17 protein-coding genes are annotated in these 17,054 nt (G+C 64.9%); 8 read left to right on the top strand and 9 right to left on the bottom strand.

Translation table 11 applies throughout. From position 1 onward, the window contains the following. Positions 1 to 9: 9 nt before the first annotated feature. The 3 genes from IVB18_RS19720 to dapA are packed head-to-tail and all read right to left on the bottom strand — an operon-like array spanning position 10 to position 3,300. Complete coding sequence (locus IVB18_RS19720; protein ID WP_247990659.1) at positions 10 to 1,173, bottom strand: acyl-CoA dehydrogenase family protein; 1,164 nt, start codon at positions 1,171 to 1,173, stop codon at positions 10 to 12. Continuing rightward, positions 1,170 to 2,360 carry a CoA transferase gene (locus tag IVB18_RS19715; protein ID WP_247990658.1) on the bottom strand — a complete coding sequence of 397 codons (1,191 nt, stop codon included), beginning with the start codon at positions 2,358 to 2,360 and terminating at the stop codon, positions 1,170 to 1,172. The genes IVB18_RS19720 and IVB18_RS19715 overlap by 4 nt, the downstream gene beginning before the upstream one ends. Positions 2,361 to 2,382: 22 nt before the next feature. Continuing rightward, complete coding sequence (dapA, locus tag IVB18_RS19710) at positions 2,383 to 3,300, bottom strand: 4-hydroxy-tetrahydrodipicolinate synthase (protein ID WP_247991675.1); 918 nt, start codon at positions 3,298 to 3,300, stop codon at positions 2,383 to 2,385. A 184-nt stretch (positions 3,301 to 3,484) separates the two neighbouring features. On the opposite strand from dapA, the gene IVB18_RS19705 reads away from it, so the two are divergent. The 6 genes from IVB18_RS19705 (at position 3,485) to IVB18_RS19680 (ending at position 9,111) form a co-directional block, all read left to right on the top strand. Continuing rightward, on the top strand, positions 3,485 to 4,570 hold the full coding sequence (locus IVB18_RS19705; protein ID WP_247990657.1) for a LacI family DNA-binding transcriptional regulator: 1,086 nt from the start codon (positions 3,485 to 3,487) through the stop codon (positions 4,568 to 4,570). A gap of 3 nt (positions 4,571 to 4,573) precedes the next feature. Continuing rightward, the gene (locus tag IVB18_RS19700) at positions 4,574 to 4,942 is read left to right on the top strand and encodes a hypothetical protein (protein WP_247990656.1); all 369 of its coding nucleotides are present in this window, start codon (positions 4,574 to 4,576) and stop codon (positions 4,940 to 4,942) included. A gap of 15 nt (positions 4,943 to 4,957) precedes the next feature. Further along, positions 4,958 to 6,100: an acyl-CoA dehydrogenase family protein gene (locus tag IVB18_RS19695; protein ID WP_247990655.1), complete on the top strand. Its 1,143-nt coding sequence runs from the start codon at positions 4,958 to 4,960 to the stop codon at positions 6,098 to 6,100. A 16-nt stretch (positions 6,101 to 6,116) separates the two neighbouring features. Then, the gene (locus tag IVB18_RS19690; protein WP_247990654.1) at positions 6,117 to 7,700 is read left to right on the top strand and encodes a CoA-transferase; all 1,584 of its coding nucleotides are present in this window, start codon (positions 6,117 to 6,119) and stop codon (positions 7,698 to 7,700) included. 12 nt (positions 7,701 to 7,712) lie between these two features. After that, positions 7,713 to 8,204, top strand: coding sequence for a MaoC/PaaZ C-terminal domain-containing protein (locus IVB18_RS19685; RefSeq protein WP_247990653.1), 492 nt, complete (start codon positions 7,713 to 7,715; stop codon positions 8,202 to 8,204). A gap of 70 nt (positions 8,205 to 8,274) precedes the next feature. After that, positions 8,275 to 9,111: an ABC transporter substrate-binding protein gene (locus IVB18_RS19680; RefSeq protein WP_247990652.1), complete on the top strand. Its 837-nt coding sequence runs from the start codon at positions 8,275 to 8,277 to the stop codon at positions 9,109 to 9,111. Positions 9,112 to 9,184: 73 nt separating this feature from the next. Here the strand turns inward: IVB18_RS19680 and hydA are convergent, their stop codons facing one another. The 5 genes from hydA to IVB18_RS19655 are packed head-to-tail and all read right to left on the bottom strand — an operon-like array spanning position 9,185 to position 13,962. Beyond that, positions 9,185 to 10,594, bottom strand: a complete 1,410-nt coding sequence (gene hydA, locus IVB18_RS19675) for a dihydropyrimidinase (RefSeq protein ID WP_247990651.1) — start codon at positions 10,592 to 10,594, stop codon at positions 9,185 to 9,187. A gap of 11 nt (positions 10,595 to 10,605) precedes the next feature. After that, positions 10,606 to 11,337, bottom strand: a complete 732-nt coding sequence (locus IVB18_RS19670) for an aspartate/glutamate racemase family protein (protein ID WP_247990650.1) — start codon at positions 11,335 to 11,337, stop codon at positions 10,606 to 10,608. A 9-nt stretch (positions 11,338 to 11,346) separates the two neighbouring features. Continuing rightward, positions 11,347 to 12,123, bottom strand: a complete 777-nt coding sequence (locus tag IVB18_RS19665) for an ABC transporter ATP-binding protein (RefSeq protein WP_247990649.1) — start codon at positions 12,121 to 12,123, stop codon at positions 11,347 to 11,349. Continuing rightward, positions 12,123 to 12,974, bottom strand: a complete 852-nt coding sequence (locus IVB18_RS19660; RefSeq protein ID WP_247990648.1) for an ABC transporter permease — start codon at positions 12,972 to 12,974, stop codon at positions 12,123 to 12,125. Before IVB18_RS19660 ends, IVB18_RS19665 begins: the two co-directional genes overlap by 1 nt. Beyond that, on the bottom strand, positions 12,958 to 13,962 hold the full coding sequence (locus IVB18_RS19655) for an ABC transporter substrate-binding protein (RefSeq protein WP_247990647.1): 1,005 nt from the start codon (positions 13,960 to 13,962) through the stop codon (positions 12,958 to 12,960). The genes IVB18_RS19660 and IVB18_RS19655 overlap by 17 nt, the downstream gene beginning before the upstream one ends. Before the next feature lie 175 nt (positions 13,963 to 14,137). On the opposite strand from IVB18_RS19655, the gene IVB18_RS19650 reads away from it, so the two are divergent. Then, positions 14,138 to 14,878, top strand: a complete 741-nt coding sequence (locus IVB18_RS19650) for a GntR family transcriptional regulator (RefSeq protein WP_247990646.1) — start codon at positions 14,138 to 14,140, stop codon at positions 14,876 to 14,878. Next, positions 14,875 to 15,624 (top strand): aspartate/glutamate racemase family protein, encoded by a 750-nt coding sequence (locus tag IVB18_RS19645; protein WP_247991674.1) that lies wholly within the window; start codon positions 14,875 to 14,877, stop codon positions 15,622 to 15,624. Before IVB18_RS19650 ends, IVB18_RS19645 begins: the two co-directional genes overlap by 4 nt. On the opposite strand, the gene IVB18_RS19640 is transcribed toward IVB18_RS19645, so the two are convergent. Beyond that, positions 15,625 to 17,010 (bottom strand): amidase family protein, encoded by a 1,386-nt coding sequence (locus IVB18_RS19640; RefSeq protein ID WP_247990645.1) that lies wholly within the window; start codon positions 17,008 to 17,010, stop codon positions 15,625 to 15,627. Positions 17,011 to 17,054: the final 44 nt, after the last annotated feature.

Below are 17,054 nucleotides of genomic sequence, written 5' to 3'. Positions count from 1 at the left end.
GACCTTTCCCTAGAGCTGCAAGCCGTTCTTGATGGTGCTGCGCGCGACCAGCATGCGATGAATTTCGGAGGTGCCGTCATAGATGCGAGTGACCCGCGCATCGCGATACATGCGCTCCAGCGGCAGGTCCTTGCTAAAACCCATGCCACCGAACACCTGGATGGCGCGGTCGACCACGCGGCCCTGCATCTCGGACGCTGCGACCTTGATCATCGAGACCTTGTCGCGCGCATCCCGACCCTGATCGATCTCCCAGGCAGCATTCATCACCATCATCTTGACCCCGAATATCTCGGTGGCGGAATCGGCGATCAGCTTCTGCACCATCTGGAAGTCACCGATCGCCTGACCGAACTGGCGCCGCTCGCCGGCGTGCTTGCGCATCATCTCGAGTGCGCGCTGCGCCATACCGACGGCGCGCGCGCCGATATGGGCGAGACGAATCTGGAGCACGCTCTGCATGATCAGCTTGAAGCCGCCACCGACCCCGCCGAGCACGGCCGCCTTCGGAATGCGGCAGTCCTCGAAGGTCAGCTCGGCATGGCCATAGCCTCGATGACCCATCATCGGTTGGGTGCGGGCAACCTTGAAGCCTGGCGTGCCACGGTCGACAAGGAACAGCGTGATGCCGCCGCGCGCACGCTTCTCCTTGTCGGTCAGCGCCATCAGGATCACATAGTCGGCGATATCACCATCGCTGATGAAATGCTTGGTTCCGTTGAGGACCCACGCGTCGCCATCGAGGTGAGCCGTCGTGCTGATCGACGCCGCGTCAGAGCCGGCCCCCGGCTCGGTGATCGCCATGGCGCAGATCTTGTCGCCCTTCACTGTGGGCAAGAGATAGCGGTCGACCTGATCGCCCTTGCAGGCCATCAGCATCGGATAGACTTGGCCGAACACACGGCGGATCAGCGCATCGGAGGTCTTGCCTAATTCCTCCTCGACGAGACAGTGCTCGACGCAGGACAACCCGCCACCGCCGACATCGGCCGGCATGTTCATCGCGTAGAGGCCGAGCTTTTGCGCCTTGGCCTTGGTGACCGCCAGCGCGCCGGCCGGCACGGTCGCCGTTCGCTCCACCTCGTCCTCGAGCGGCTGCACCTCCGTTTCCACGAAGCGGCGGACAGTGTCGACCAGAAGGCGCGTATCCTCGGGCAGCGAAAAATCGATCATCGCGCCACTCCAACAGCTTTGCTGGAAACCATCGCCTCAATGTCCGCAGAGCCGTAACCGATCTCGCCGAGCACCTCGCGCGTTTGCGCGCCAAGCGGCTGCGGCACCAGCCGCACCTCGGGCGTCTGACCGTCATATCGCGCAGGATGCATCACCATCCGGATCGGCACGCCCCCTGCACTCTCGGCGGTCTTGAACACGCCGAGGTGCCTGAGCTGGGGATCGGCCTCGAGGTCGCGATAGTCCTGCACAGGCGCGTGCCAGATCCGCGCGGCTTCAAGCATGGGCAGCCATTCAGCAGTCGATTTCTGCTTCAGCCGCGCCGCAACAATCCGGGTGATTTCCTCGCGCTGCGAGAAGCTGTCGGCATCGCCGAACTGCTTCAACGCGTCGCTGCCAAGCGCCACCGCTAACGCCTTGGGCGAGGCCATCGAGATCGCGAGATGCCCGTCCGCCGTCGCATGAATGCCGTAGGGCCCGGGGCTGAACCATGCCGCGATGCCGGCTGGACCGCGCGACGTCGGCGACGGTGCGCCGTTCAACCAGGCGGTCAATGGCTCGACCTGAAGATCAATCGCGGCCTGATAGAGATTGACCTCGACAAGCTGCCCTTTTCCGGTCTTCGTCCTGGCGAACAGGGCCGCGAGAATGCTCATGGCGTAGAGTGAGGCTGCGTGCTGATCGACGACCACCGCGCCGACCGCGGTCGGCTCGCCGTCGGCTCGTCCAGTCCGCATGGCGAGACCGGACATCGCCTGGAGCAGGAGATCCTGGCCCGGACGGTCCTTGTACGGCCCCTCCGATCCGAACCCGGTTGCGACCGCATAGATCAGGCCCGGGTTGATCGGCTTGAGCGTGTCGTAGCCGAGGCCGAGCTTGGCCATGGTGCCCGGCCGAAAATTCTCCATCACGACATCGGAGGTCGCGACCAGCTTCTTCACCGCGGCGATGCCGTCGGGATGCTTGAGATCGACGGCGAAGCTGCGCTTGTTACGCCCGGTCGCCAGATGATTGACGCTGTCGCCCGCTACGAAATGATTGGCGACCGCCCAATTGCGCTGAAACGCGCCTTCGATCGGCTCGACCGCGATGACGTCGGCGCCGAGATCGGCGAGCGTCTGCGCGGCAAGCGGCCCTGCGAGATAATGATTGAAGCTGAGGATTTTGACGCCGTCGAGCAGGTTCATTCGTTCACACCATGCAATGCAGTCATGCGCTTACCCGTGATGACGTTTTTGCAGTCGGCCAGGCCAGCCCAAACTGCCTGACCAGCGCGAGCGCGGCCGCGTCCTGTGCGGCCGGCAACGGCAGACGCGGCGGGCGCGGATTGCCGACGGCGAAGCCCATGTGGCCGAGCAACGCCTTGCTGCCTGCGACATAGGCCTGACCGCCGACGAATTCGATCACCGGCAGGAATTTCAGGTAGAACTCGCGCGCCTCCTTGATCGCGCCGTGATCGGCGACGAGGCTGAAGATACGTGCCATCTCGGATGGTACCACGTTGGAAGCGACCGCCACCCAGCCCTGCGCACCCTCGACGAAGGATTCGAAGCCGAGGATGCCGCCGAACACCGTCATCCTGTCACCGCAGAGGCGGATGATGTCGCGCACCCGCGTCACCTCCAGCGTCGACTCCTTGATATAGAGACAGTTGTCGATCTCGGCGATGCGCGCCACGAGCGGCGGCTTGAGATCGACATTGGCGGTGGCGGGATTGTTGTAGACCATGATCGGCAGTGAGATTGCATCGGCGACCGTCTTGTAGTGATGGACGAGTTCGTCGTTGGTCGGAGTCGAATAGAACGGCGGAATGATCATCACGCCGTCGGCGCCCAGTTTTTCGGCACGGCGGCTGAGCCGCACCACCTCGCGGGTGTCCTCGGCGCCGGTGCCGATCAGCACGGGCACGCGTCCTGCAGCCTGAGTAATGACGACCTCCGCCACCAGCGCCTTCTCGTCATCATCCAGCGACAGGAATTCTCCGGTCGAGCCGAGCGGGATCAGCCCATGGATTCCTTCGGCAATCTGCCAGTCGACGAACGCGCGCAGCGCCGCGACATCGACGTCGCCCGCCGGCGTGAACGGGGTGATCATGACGGTGTACGTGCCGCGAAACATCTTCATCAGGGAGCTGCCGGGTGATCGGTTGAATTCAGGAAATGACGATGCTCTGCGGAATATCCGCAGTAGTCCTGCAAACGATTGCGTAACTGGCTCTGCATTGAGCACCACCATCCATTTTTTGGGCTTGATCCATGTGGAATTGGCCCATAACGTCCCTGCAATCGTTTGCAGTCTATCGGCAGGTTTGATGAGCGTCACGCTCAAAGATGTGGCACACGCGGCCCGCGTTTCGATCAGCACCGCCTCGCGCGCGCTGACCGGGACGGGCCTGACCAGTGAGCGCACACAGCAGCGCCTGACGCGCATTGCGCGCGAGCTCGGCTATCGGCCCAACCCAATCGCGCGAGGCTTGAAGACCGGGCAGTCGCGTCTCGTGGCGCTGCTGGTTCACAACCTCACCAACGCTTCGTTTCAAGTAATGGCCGAAGTCGTGCAGGCGCGCCTGAAGGCGCTGGGCTATCAGATGCTTCTGTGCATCGGCGGCGATGATCCGCAGCAGGAGAGCGACACCCTCACCACGCTGGTCGACCATCGCATCGACGGGCTGATCGTCGTGCCTACCGGCAAGAACGGCGCGCAGCTCAAGGCATTGGCGAAGGACGTCCCGATCGTCTGCCTGGTACGCCGCGATGACGCGACCGACCTCGAGACCGTGCTCGCCGACGACCCGCAAGGTGCCTATCTCGGCACGCGCCATTTGATCGAGCTCGGGCACAGGCGCATCGGGCTGATCGTCGGCCGCCAGGACACCACGTCGGGCCGCGAGCGACTGTCCGGCTATGTCCGCGCGCTGCGCGAAGCCGGCATCACCCTCGATGGCACATTGATTCATGCCGGTCATTTCGTCCCCGAGACCGGCGCCGCCGGCTGCCGCAGGCTCCTGGATCTCCCTCGCCCGCCGAGCGCGATCTTCGTCGCCAATCATGAGGCGACGCTCGGCGCACTGCGCGTGACGGCGGAGCGGAACATCGCGGTTCCCGACGATCTCTCATTGCTCTGCTACGAGGACATGCCGTGGTTCGAATGGCACCGCCCGGCCATCAGCATCGTCGACAACGGCGCGCGCGATCTCGCCAATCTCGCCGTCGACCGGTTGCTGCAGCGCATGGATGCGAAGGGCAACGGCAATGACGGCGTTCGCGAATATCGCGTGGGAGCCCGGCTGGTGCAGCGCGATTCCTGTCGCAGGATCGAGGCCGCGAGCATCGCCAAGTCCAGCAAACTCAAGCCATCCCTGTCCAAATCGTCTGCGGCCAAGTCCGCGAAGGTCTGATCGATGCCCTATGTCGAAGTGCTCGCCCCGCAAGTTCCGCCCCAACGCAAGGCCGCGCTGGCGAGGTCCGTGACCGACGGCCTGATGTCGGCGTTCGGCGTCGGAGCGGAGACGGTCACACTCTATTTCCTTCCGATCTCGCCAGACGACTTCGCTCATGCCGGCGTGATGGGACCTCAGGACGGCAACCAGCGCATCCTGCTCAAGGTCCATGCGTTTCGCCGCAGCGAGGCCGAGCGCCGCGCCGCAGCCATCGCCCTGACCCGCGGCGTGAGCAGCGCCTACGGCGTGCCGGGCGATGACGTCGCGGTCTATTTCCTCGATCGCGACAAGAGCGAGGTTTCCCACAATTCCAAGCTCGCCAGCGACTGACGAGGGCCACACGCCATGGACCGCTTCTATACCCAAGACCAGAAAGCCCTGCGCGAGACCGCCCGGCGCTTCGCGCAGACGGAAATTCTGCCCCGCGCGGCCGCGATCGATCGCGAGGATCGCTTCGACCGCATGCTCTACAAGGGCATGGCCGATCTCGGCCTGTTCGGCATTTGCCTGCGCGAAGGCGCGGGCGGCGCCGGCCTCGATGCGATCGCGGCCTGCATCGCGATGGAGGAGCTGGCGCGCTGCTCCGGCGCGGTCGCAAATGCATTTGCTATTCCCGTCGAAGCGGTGCTGTTCTTCGACCAGCACGGCACCGACGCGCACAAGGCGTTGATCCCGAAGATTCTCAGCGGCGACATCATTCCCGCCACCGCCGTCTCGGAGCCCGACCACGGCTCCGACGTCGCGGGCATCCGCACCAATGCGGTACGCGAGGGCAATGGCTGGCGGCTCAACGGCACCAAGGCCTGGGTGACGCTCGGCGGCGTCGCCGACCGCATCATGGTATTCGCCCGCACCGGCCCAGATGCTGGCCATCGCGCCATCTCCTGCCTGCTGATCGACGGCGCCCTGCCCGGCATCGCCCGCGGCAAGAACGAAGAGCTTCTGGGCATGCACGGCCTTGAAGACTGTCAGATCACGTTCTCCGACGTGCGGCTGCCCGCGGACAGCCTGATGGGTCCCGAGAACCAGGCCTTCAAGATGGCCATGAGCAATTTCAACTTCAGCCGGCTGATGATGGCCTCGATGGCGCTCGGCATGGCGCAGGCCGCGTTCGAGGACGCCACCACCTATGCCCGCGACCGCAAGCAGTTCGGCCAGGCGATCATCGGCTTCCAGGCGGTGCAATTCATGCTCGCCGACATGTCGACCGACATCGCCGCCGCGCGCCTTCTGATCAATCACGCCGCGCGCCTCCATGATGCCGGCGAGCCGATCGCCAAGGAGGCGGCGCAGGCAAAGCTGTTCACGACCGACATGGCGATGAAGCACGTCTCCAATGCGCTCCAGATCCACGGCGGCAACGGCTATTCGCGCGAGTACCGCATCGAGCGCATCTTCCGCGACGTGCGCCTTGCCCAGATCTACGAAGGTACCAACCAGATCCAGCGGCTCATCATCGCCCGCCAGGTCGAGAAGGAGGCCGCGTGATGGGGTGCGTGCGGTCATGCTGAGCATCATCACCGCGGTACAAGCCGCAGGCCTGATCCGCGACGCCGACACGCTGATTGTCGGCGGCAATGGCGGCACCGGCGCGGCCGAAGCGATCCTCGACGCGCTGGAGCAGCGCTTCCTCAGCGGCCAGGGCCCGCACGGGCTGACGCTGATCAACATCACCGGCGTCGGCGCCGTGACCGAGAAGGGCCTGTGCCATCTCGCCCATGAAGGCCTCATCGCGCGTGTGATCGGCGGCAATTTCGGCCTCCAGGTGCCATTCATGCGCCTGGTCCGCGATGAGTTGATCGACGCCTACAATTTTCCGCAGGGCGTGATGAGCCAGCTCTGCCGTGCCATGGCGGCGAAACATCCGGGCGTGCTCACCCATGTCGGCCTCAACACCTACATGGACCCGCGCCAGGACGGCGGCCGCATGAACACGCGCACCACGGCGCCGCTGGTCGATCTGCTCGAGCTGCACGGCCAGTCGTGGCTGCTCTACCGCGTCCCCGCACCGCCGGACGTCGCCATCATTCGCGGCACCTCCGCCGACGAGGACGGCTATGTCAGCATGGAGCACGAAGGCACGACACGCGAGGATCTCTCGATCGCACAGGCCGTGCACAATGCCGGCGGCACGGTGATCTGCCAGGTGAAGCGGATCGTGAAGCGGGGCTCGATCCATCCGCAGATGGTCAAGATCCCCGGCTTCCTGATCGATCACATCGTGCTCGAACCCGAGCAGATGCAGACCTACGGCACGGCCTATGACCCGGCGCGCTGCGGTGAGACGCGCGTGCCGGTGGCGCTAATCGCGCCCGATCCGCTGACCGAACGGCGGGTGATCGCCCGCCGCGCGGCCTTTGAGCTGCGCCCGCGCGACGTCGTCAATCTCGGCGTGGGAATTTCCGCAATGATTCCCAATGTCGCGGCCGAGGAAGGCATCTCCGACCTGATCACGCTGACGGTGGAATCCGGCGTGGTCGGCGGCGTGCCGGGCCACGCGCGCGAATTCGGCACCGCCATCAATCCGCGTGTCATTCTCGACCAGGCCTATCAGTTCGACTTCTACGACGGCGGAGGGCTGTCCTGTGCGTTCCTCTCTTTCGCCGAGGTCGACGAGGCGGGCAACGTCAACGTCACCCGCTTCGGCGAGCGCCGCGACGGGTCCGGCGGCTTCATCGACATCACCCAGAACGCGCGACGGCTGATCTTCAGCGGCACCATGACCGGCGGCAAGTTCGACATCGGGGTCGAGAACGGCCGCCTCGCGATCCGGCGCGACGGCGCCTTCCGTAAATTCGTGCCACAGGTCGGCCAGATCAGCTTCAGTGCCTCGCTTGCCGCGCAGCGCGGCCAGCAGGTGAGCTACGTGACCGAGCGCGCCGTGTTCGAGCTCGAGAACGGTAGCGTGACACTGACCGAGATCGCGCCGGGTGTCCGCCTCGAGGAGGACATCCTGGCGCATATGGGCTTCCGACCGCGCATCAGCCCGCAACTGAAGGATATGGACGCGCGCATCTTCCGCTCCGGCCCGATGGGGATCGCACAGAGCTTCAAGGCCCTGCCGGCGCGACCGCGCAAGGTTGCCTGAGGGGATACGCCCATGGACACCGCCGCCACCCCCACCAATCTCTGCTACGAGGACATCGCGCTCGGCGCGGAGTTCGAGACCGCCGCGCATACAGTGACGGAGGCCGACATCGCAACCTTCGCCAACGTTACGCGCGACCATCATCCGCTTCATGTCGATGCCGCCTATGCGCACTCGCGTGGTTTCCCCGCGCTGATCGGCCATGGGCTGTTCGGCCTGTCGCTGATGGAGGGACTGAAGTCGGAGCTGAAGCTCTACGAGGAGACCTCTGTCGCCTCACTCGGCTGGGACGAGGTACGATTCAAGGCGCCCATCGTTTCCGGCGACGCCTTGCGCGTGCGCTTCCGTTTCGTCGAGAAGCGGCCGACGCGAAATCCCGAACGCGGCATCGTCATCGAGACGCTCGACCTCGTCAACCAGCGCGACGAAGTGGTGACGGCGGCCCGCCACACCTCGCTGATCCTGACCCGGCAGGCCGATCGCGGCGTGCCGGCCGCCACATGACGCGCCAATGAAGAAGACGTCGGACCGGAGACGGCTCAACTGCCACCCACGATTTGACAGGAGTATTTTGATGCGATTTCTCGAGACCTTCTCCGCCCTCGCTCTGCTAATCGGCCTATCCCAGGCGGCCGATGCCCAGACCTGTACACCGAAGGTGCCGGCGTCGAGCCTGATCGAGGCGCCGAAATGGCAGATGTCGATCAACCCGACGCTGCCGCCGCAGCAATTCGTCGACGACAAGGGCGAGTTGCAGGGGCTCAATGTCGAGCTCGCCAGGGAGATCGCCAAGCGCATCTGCGTCGAGCCGGTGTTCCTGCGCATGGACTTCCCGCCGATGATCCCGGCGCTGCGCTCCGGCCGCTTCGACGCCATCAACACCGGCCTGTTCTGGACCGAGGAGCGCTCGAAGATGCTCTTCCTTGTGCCCTACGCACAGCAGGCGATCAGCATCTACACCGATCCCTCCTCCAGCCTGAAGCTCGAAAAATTCGAGGATCTTGCCGGCCGCGTAGTCGGCGTCGAATCCGCGACCTATACCGAACGCAAGGCGCGCGAATTCAGCGCCGAAATGGTCGCGAAAGGTCTCAAGCCGATCGAACTCCGCACCTTCACCACCGTCACTGCGACCTCGGCGGCGCTGCGCGCCGGCCAGCTCGAGGCGGCGCTCAACATCAACGAGACCGCCAACTCGCTTGAGCAGAAGGGCATCGCCAAGATCTGGGTCCGCGACATCGCCGGCACCGACATCACCTTCGCCTTCCGCGACAAACTGCTGGCGCAGGCCGTGGCGGAGGCGTTGACGGCGATCCGAGCCGACGGCACCTATGACAAGCTGTTCGATAAGTTCGGCATGACCAAGCTGAAGCCCGCAACCTTCGCAATCCGCGGCGATGGGCCCACCAATTGATCCCGCACGCCGTCGCATACCCGCGGCAGCATCCCTGAACTACGGACCCCATGGCATCGCGTGTGAAACCAGATCAGACCAGGCTCGACTTGCCGCGGCTCAACACTTCACCCGCCCCCTTGGGGCCGACGATCTTGCCCCGCTCATAGACGACACGTCCCCGCGCGATGGTCGTGACCGGCCAGCCGGTGACATCAAAACCTTCCCACGGCGTGTAGTCGGAGCCGTGGTGCAGATCGGCTTGCCGGATCGGCTTCGTCAGCTTCGGGTCCCATAGAACGATATCGGCATCGAAGCCAACGCCGATCGAGCCCTTACGCGGGTAGAGACCGTAGATACGCGCATGGTTGGTCGAGGTCAGCTCGACGAATTTCTGGCGAGTGATCCGCCCTTTCGACACACCTTCGGAAAACAGGATCGGCAGCCGCGTCTCGACGCCGGGAATGCCGTTCGGCACCCAGCGGAACGAGGTGCGGGAGTTCGGTGTCAGCTTGCCTTTAGGATCATCATAACGGAACGGGCAGTGGTCGGACGAAAACGTCTGGAACACGCCGGTCGTGATTCCCTCCCAGATCGCCTGCTGGCTTTCGATGTCGCGCGGCGGCGGCGAGCAGACATATTTGGCGCCGCTGATGTCCATGTTCAGGCCCTTCATATCGTCGGCCGTCAGCGTGATGTATTGCGGACAGGTCTCCGCATGCACCGGCAGGCCGCGCTGCTGGGCCCAGCGCACCTGCTCCATCGCCTCGCGCCCGGAGACGTGGACGATCATGATGGGAACGCCGACCACTTCGGCATGGCTGATGGCGCGATGCGTCGCCTCCCGCTCGACGGCCTGGGGCCTGGACACGCCGTGATAGTAGGGGGCGATGTGACCTTCACGTTCGAGCTTCGCGGTGAGGAAACGGATGGCGTCGTAGCCCTCACAATGGACCATGACCAGCGCCTCCTCGCGGCGCGCCACATCGAAGACCTCGAGCAACTGTTGGTCGCTGAGCACGAGGTCGTCATAGGTCATGAACACCTTGAAGGAGGTGTAGCCGTCTTTCACCAACGCCGGCAGCTCCTGACCGAGCACGACCGCGGTCGGATCGGAGATGATGAGATGAAAGGCCGTATCAATGTAGCACTCGCCTTCGGCGAGCTTGAGGAAGTTCTCGACGCAAGCTCGCAGCGAGGTACCCTTCTCCTGGAGCGCGAAGGGCAGCACCATGGTGTTGCCGCCGGCGGCAGCAGAGCGGGTCGCCGAGGCAAAGTCGTCAGCCATGACCACGTCGGGGCCGGAGGGCTGCGAAATGTGGACGTGGCTGTCGATCCCGCCCGGCAAGGCGAGCAGCCCGGTCGCATCGATCTCGCGCGCCGCGCATTCAATGCTGTCCGCTATGCTGACGATCCGGCCGTCGCGAATGCCGACATCGGCACAAAACTCGTCGCTGGCCGTCACGATGGTGCCGCCGCGAATGGCGAGATCGAGCTGTGTCACTTAGGTCTCCATCACTTGACGAGCGCCGATGGCTGGAAGATCCGGCCCCAATCGGCAAGAGCCCCGATGTCGCCACCGGCAAGGTCGAGGGTCCGCCACAACGTGACCGCCACCGAATCGAGCACGGCAATATCCAATTCCTGTTCGAGCGAGGCCGCAAGCGCGGCACCGTCGAGATTGGTGCAGAGGACGACGACGGCATCGGCGCCTTCCGCCGCCACCGCGCGGATCATGCCAATGATCGTCGCAGGCGCAACCTCGCCGAAGGAGAAATTGTCGCGCAGCCCGAGATGCCGCTCGGCATGCGGGGCGATCCCCTCCTCGGCCCAGACGTCTGCGATCCGCCGCTGCACGTCATCCGTATAGGGCGAGACCAGACCGACCCGTCTGGCGCCGAGCGCGCGTACGGCTTCGATGCAGGCGAGCGTCGACGTCGTTGCGGGCACGCCCGTGCGCCCTGTAATCGCCTCGCAAAGGCTCCTGTCGCGATGGACGCCAAGCCAGCTCGCCGAGGTGCCGTTCCAGGCGATAGCATCAACCTTGGCATCCGCCAGCAGATCGGCCGCCGGCAGCATCACGGATGCGTCGAATTGATTCAGCGCCGCGGCGTCGAGTGCAATCTCGGTGACGCGGAAGCGTGAGAAATGCGAGGTAACGCCCTCAACACCGGTCAGCATGGCGCTGGTGACCGGCTCGAGCACAGAGTTGGAGGACGGCGTGATCATGCCGAGACGCTTGCGCATGGCTATACTCTACGACGCCTGCGCAAGGCGCGTCGACTCCTCCCGGATCAGAGCCAGGATGTGGCGCTTTGCGTTGTTGAATTCGGGGCTGGTGATATCTCGCGGGCGCGGCAGGTCGAAATTGACGGCATCGCGGATCCGGCCCGGCCGCTTCGTCATCACGACGATCTTGTTGCCGAGCACCAGCGCCTCGTCGACGCTGTGGGTGACGAACACGATCGTGCAGCGGCGCTTCTGCCAGATCGCGACCAGTTCCTCCTGCATCTCGAGCTTGGTCTGCGCGTCCAGCGCCGCGAACGGCTCGTCCATCAGGATGACACTTGGATTCATCAGAAGCGCACGGGCAATACCGACCCGCTGGTTCATGCCGCCGGACAGCTCCGAGGGATGATGGTGCTCGAAGCCGCGCAGGCCGACGAGATCGATGAACTCCATGGCGCGATGGTGCCGCTCGGCCTTAGAGATGCCCTTGAGCTTGAGATGGAAGGCGACGTTGTCGATGGCCGTCAGCCAGGGCATCAGGGTCGGCTGCTGGAACACCACGCCGCGATCCGACCCCGGCCGCTCCACCTGTTTTCCATCGACCAGCGTGCGCCCTGACGTCGCCTGCTCGAAGCCGGCGATGATGTTGAGTAGGGTCGACTTGCCGCAGCCGGACGGGCCGAGCAGGCAGACGAAATCATTGGCTTCGATGTCAAGATTGATGTTGTCGAGGGTCAAAAGATCGCGGCCGCGCCGCTTGTCTGAAAACACCTTGACGATGTTGCGGAGCTCGATGGCCGCCATCAGCCGGTCCTGCCTTGCACGGTGGTCGTCGTCTGCCAGCGCAGTGCGCGGGCCATGATGGCCTTGAGGCCGAGATCGGAGAGATAGCCGAGCAGCCCGATCGAGATCATCGCCGCGAGCACGATGTCGTAGCGCAGGAAGTAATAAGAGTCCCACAGCACGTAGCCGAGCCCGCTCTTGACCGCGACCATCTCGGCCGTGACCGTCAGCATCCAGGCCGACCCGACCGCGATGCGTAACCCTGCGAAGATCGAGGGCAGCGCCGCCGGCAGCACGATATCGGTGAGCATCTGCCGTTCATTCGCCCCCATCATCGCGCCGGCGCGCACGAGATTATGGTCCACCGTCTTCACACCATGAATGCTGTTCATCAGCACGGGAAAGAAGGCACCCAGGAAGACGAGGAAGATCGCGGGCTTGTCGGCAATGCCGAACCAGATGATCGCGAGCGGTATCCAGGACACCGGCGGAATCGGACGCAGCATCTGGAGCGTCGGCTCCAGCGTCTTCTCGAACAGGCGCGACCAGCCGATGGCAACCCCGGCGAGGATTCCGAGCAGGCTCGCCAGCGCAAAGCCGCCGAAGACGCGCAAGGCGCTGGCGAGCGCGTCGCGCAGCCAGTGCCCCGAATAGGTCTGTGTGGTCTCGTCGAATCCGAACACCCAATCGCCGAGCGCATGCAGCACCGCGCTCGGCGCCGGCAACAGCGCCGGCGGCAGCATGCCGCTACGGGCGACGGCTTCCCAACCCGCGATCAGCAGTGCAGGAACGACGACGCGTTCGAGTCCCTGAAGCGCGCGGGCCAGCCGAAACGCCGGCTTGGCCGGCGAGACGTCAATAGCCGAGGTCATTCTTGGATTTTCCCGTCGCCTGCTCGAGGAACGAATAGTCCATGTTCTTCTCCGCTTCTGCGGAGACGTCCTTCGAGATATATTTGAGGTCGCGCATCATCGCGGCGATCGCGAGCGTCTGCGAACGATGAATCGCCGGGTCTGGCGCGGCATTCTTGAGCGCCTCGGTCGCCACCGTCTTGTCGAGGCCGGTGAGCTTGTTGATGACGTCGATCCACGGCGCCTTGTCGGCGATCAGCTTGTTGTCGAGTTCGACCACGGCGGTGACGACGGCCTGGACGCCAGCGCGCTGACTGGCAATGACATCTGAACGCGTGACGATCAGGTTCGTCAGATTCCCCGCGGCCTGGTCATAGGGTAGCACGAAATGCTTGCCTGCACCGGCAAGCCGGACCTGCGAGGCGAACGGCTCGACCGTGCAGATCATGTCGACCTCACCGCGCTGCAACGCCGCGAGATGGTCGGACGGATTGGGGATGTTGATGAACTGGATGTCCTTGTTGGGATCGACGCCCTGCTTCAGGAAGGCGCCGCGCATGTGAATGTCCTGCGCGTTGCCGCGGGAGGCCGCGACTTTCAGCGGCTGGCCGTCGCTCTTGGCTTTCGCAACGATCGCCTTGAAGGCGGCCCAGTCCTCAGGCGGAAGGTTCAGCTTCGCGGAGGAGAGACATTCCGAGCCACCATTGATTTGGCCGGACACGGCGACGACGTCGAAGCCTTTGTCGAGCGCGGTGATGTAGTGGAGGTAGGTGACCTGCGCGACCTCGATGCTCTTCGACACCAGGGCGGTGAGGACGTCATTGCCCGAGTTGAAGCCGGTGGCATCGACCTCGACGTTCTTGGCCATTCCCGGGATCAGGGACATCGGCAGGCAATGCGCGCATTTGGCGAAACCGAGCTTGATCTTTGCGGTCTGCGCGGAGGCGAGATGGCTCGTGCCCAACGTCGCCGCCATCAACACGAGGCCCAGTCGCAAGGTCGTCCGCATCGCTTACTCCGTTTCGGAAGGCGCGAGGTCTCGCGCGTCTTGCAAGATCATCAGCCGCCATTTGCGGCAGCGCAACGGGGATTTTGCATGCTGCATACAATTTGCGCGTTGTGCTATTGTTTTCAGCCATATACGTCGGTATTTTGGGCAAGTCAAAGGACTGGAAACGGCTAAGATGAAGTCGAGCGGTGAGGCAAGTGTGCAGCAGAAATCCGAAGCGCCGAGAGGACGAAAGTCGCCCAAACTCAAGCGGATGGGTCTGCATGAGCGCGCCGCCGCGCGGATGCGGGCGATGATCATTCGCGGCGAGTTGCCGCCGGGATCCCAGACCCAGGAGACCAAGCTGTCGAAGTCGCTCGGCGTGTCGCGCACCCCGCTGCGCGAGGCGATGAAGGTGCTCGCGGCTGAAGGACTGATCGAGTTGCGCCCCAACCGCAGCCCGCGCATCGCCGATATCGCGGTCGACAGCATCTCGGAATTGTTCGAGGCGCTGGCCGGCATCGAGCGGCTTGCCGCCGAACTCGCCGCGGAGCGCGCGACCGACCGCGATCTCGCCCGCCTGCGCACGCTTCAGACCCGCATGGAGGGTCATCATCGCAACGGCAAGCTCGACGACTATTTCGCCATCAACGGCGAGATCCACAGCATGATCGTCCGCATGGCCCGCAATACGCCGCTGCGGGAGGCGCATGAGACGCTGATCTCCCGCGCCGAACGCGCGCGCTATCTCGCGCTCGGCGCCGATCGCCGCTGGAGCAATTCGGTTGACGAGCATGCCGATATTCTGGCGGCGCTCGAGGCGCGCGATGGCGCGGCGGCCGGACGCCTGCTCGGTGCCCATGTCCGGCGTACCGGCACCGCGCTGCTGGAAATCCTCGCCACCTCCACGCTCAACCGGACGGCGGCGTGGCAATGAAGCTGCTCCTGCTCAACCCCAACACCAGCGCCGGGGTCACCCGGCTGATGATGGATGTCGGGCAGCGCGCGGCTTCGCCCGGCACCGTGCTGGTCCCCTGCACCGCGTCCCGCGGCGTGCCCTACATCGCAACGCGGACCGAGGCTCAGATCGGCGGGGCGATCGCCCTGGAAATGCTGGCCGAGCAGCATCGTGAGGTCGATGCTGCGATCATCGCGGCCTTCGGCGATCCCGGCCTGTTTGCCGCGCGGGAGACGTTCGACATTCCCGTGGTCGGCATGGCGGAAGCCGCGATGCTGACGGCCTGCATGGCCGGACGGCGCTTCGCAATCATCACCTTCGCTCAGGCGCTGGGCCCCTGGTACGAGGAATGCGTTCGCGCCCACGGGCTGTGGGAGCGCTGTGCCGGCATCCGCATGCTCGATACGCCGTTCCAGGCGATCTCCGAAGTCGGCACCGAGAAGGAGGACGTGCTCGTCGCGCTCGCGCAGCGCGCGATCGTCGAGAATGAGGCCGACGTCCTGATCTTCGCCGGCGCGCCGCTCTCGGGCCTTGCCGAGCGGGTTGCCGACCGGATCCCCGTCCCCGTCATCGACCAGGTCGTCGCCGCCGTGAAGCAGGCCGAGGCGCTGCTGGCGCTGCGCCTGCGTAAGGCGACGGGGGGCACGTTCCGCCGCCCCGCGGCCAAGCCCACCACCGGTCTCGCCGAGGCGCTCGCCGCCCGGCTCGAACATCGCGACAGTTGATCAGGCAGGCGGTCGGCGATGCGAAAAACCCAGCGTCTTCTCGATGGTCCGGCCAAAGGCAAACAAGCGGGATTCGCATCCCGGCGGCGCAATAATCTGGATGCCGAACGGCAGCTCATTCGCCTTCCGGCGCGTCGGCACGGTCAGGACCGGAAAACCGACCAGCGAGACAATGAAGGTAACGGCGAGATAGTCGATCGGCGTGTCCGACGTCGTGCCGTCGATTGCCGTGACATCGCTGACCTCGTTCGGCCAGGGGAAGACGGACGCCGCCGGCGCGACCAGGAAATCGGCACCGGTGAACAGGTCGCGGAAGCTGCGGTAGATCGACGTGCGGCGGCGCTCCGCATTGAGATAATCTTCGGCCGAGAGCTTTGCGCCTGCCTCGATATTCCAGATCACGGTGGGCGTGAGCTCGTCGCGACGCGTCTTCAGCAACTCACCAAAACCGTTGGCGATGTGCGCGGCACGCAACGTGCGGAAGGTTTCGATTGCGCCGCCGCAATCGGGCGACGACGGCACAATATCAGCAACGCGCGCGAGCGCCTCGCAGGCCACCGCAAAGCGTGTCCGAACGTCGCGGGCAACCGGTGCCACGCCGAAATCGGGCGTGGCAGCGATCCGGGGACGTCCTGCGCGTGTTCGATCGTCGCCGAGGCCTCCGGTCGAGAGTGGATCATGCGCATCAGGTCCCTCACACACCGACAACGCAAGCTCGAGGTCGTCGATGCTGCGGGCGAGGAAACCGTGGGTGGCCAACATGTCCCAACCCAGCGGGCGGCGCGGCGACGGAATGCGGCCCGGCGTCGGCCGGATCGAGGCGACGTCGCAGAAGCTCGCGGGCGTGCGCACAGATCCGCCGAAATCGGTGCCGTGCGCCAGCGGCACCATACCGGCCGCAACGGCAACTGCGGAGCCGCCCGACGATCCGCCGGAGGTCAGCTCGGGATCGAAGGGATTGCGCGTCGGCCCGCACAGTCGATTGGTACAGACCGCACCGAAGCCGAATTCCGGCGTGTTGGTCTTGCCGAGAATGATCGCGCCGGCGTGACGCAGCCGAGCGACCACGAGATCGTCCTCCACCGGTACGTGGTCGCGAAACAGAACCGATCCATAGGTGGTCGCGAGCCCGCCGGTGTCCGTGAGGTCCTTGATCGCGACGGGCACACCGTGCAGCGGGCCGGTCGGCGCGGGCGCTGCATCGCAGATCTGCGCCGCACGGCGGGCACCCTCCGCATCGAGCGTTACGAACGCCGCCGATTGCGCGTCGCGGCTCGCGATCCGCGCAAGATGCGCCTCGACGACGTCACGCGACGACAGCTCGCCATTGGCAATGGCGCGCGCAAGGGTCGTGGCGGTGAGCTCGCAAACGGATTGATCCGACATCATCGGGCCACAATGCCAAAACTCGCATCGAAAAGCGACCGGCT

Source organism: Bradyrhizobium sp. 186, from assembly GCF_023101685.1.
Classification (GTDB): domain Bacteria; phylum Pseudomonadota; class Alphaproteobacteria; order Rhizobiales; family Xanthobacteraceae; genus Bradyrhizobium.
This window is presented reverse-complemented; position numbering and strand designations above follow the sequence as displayed.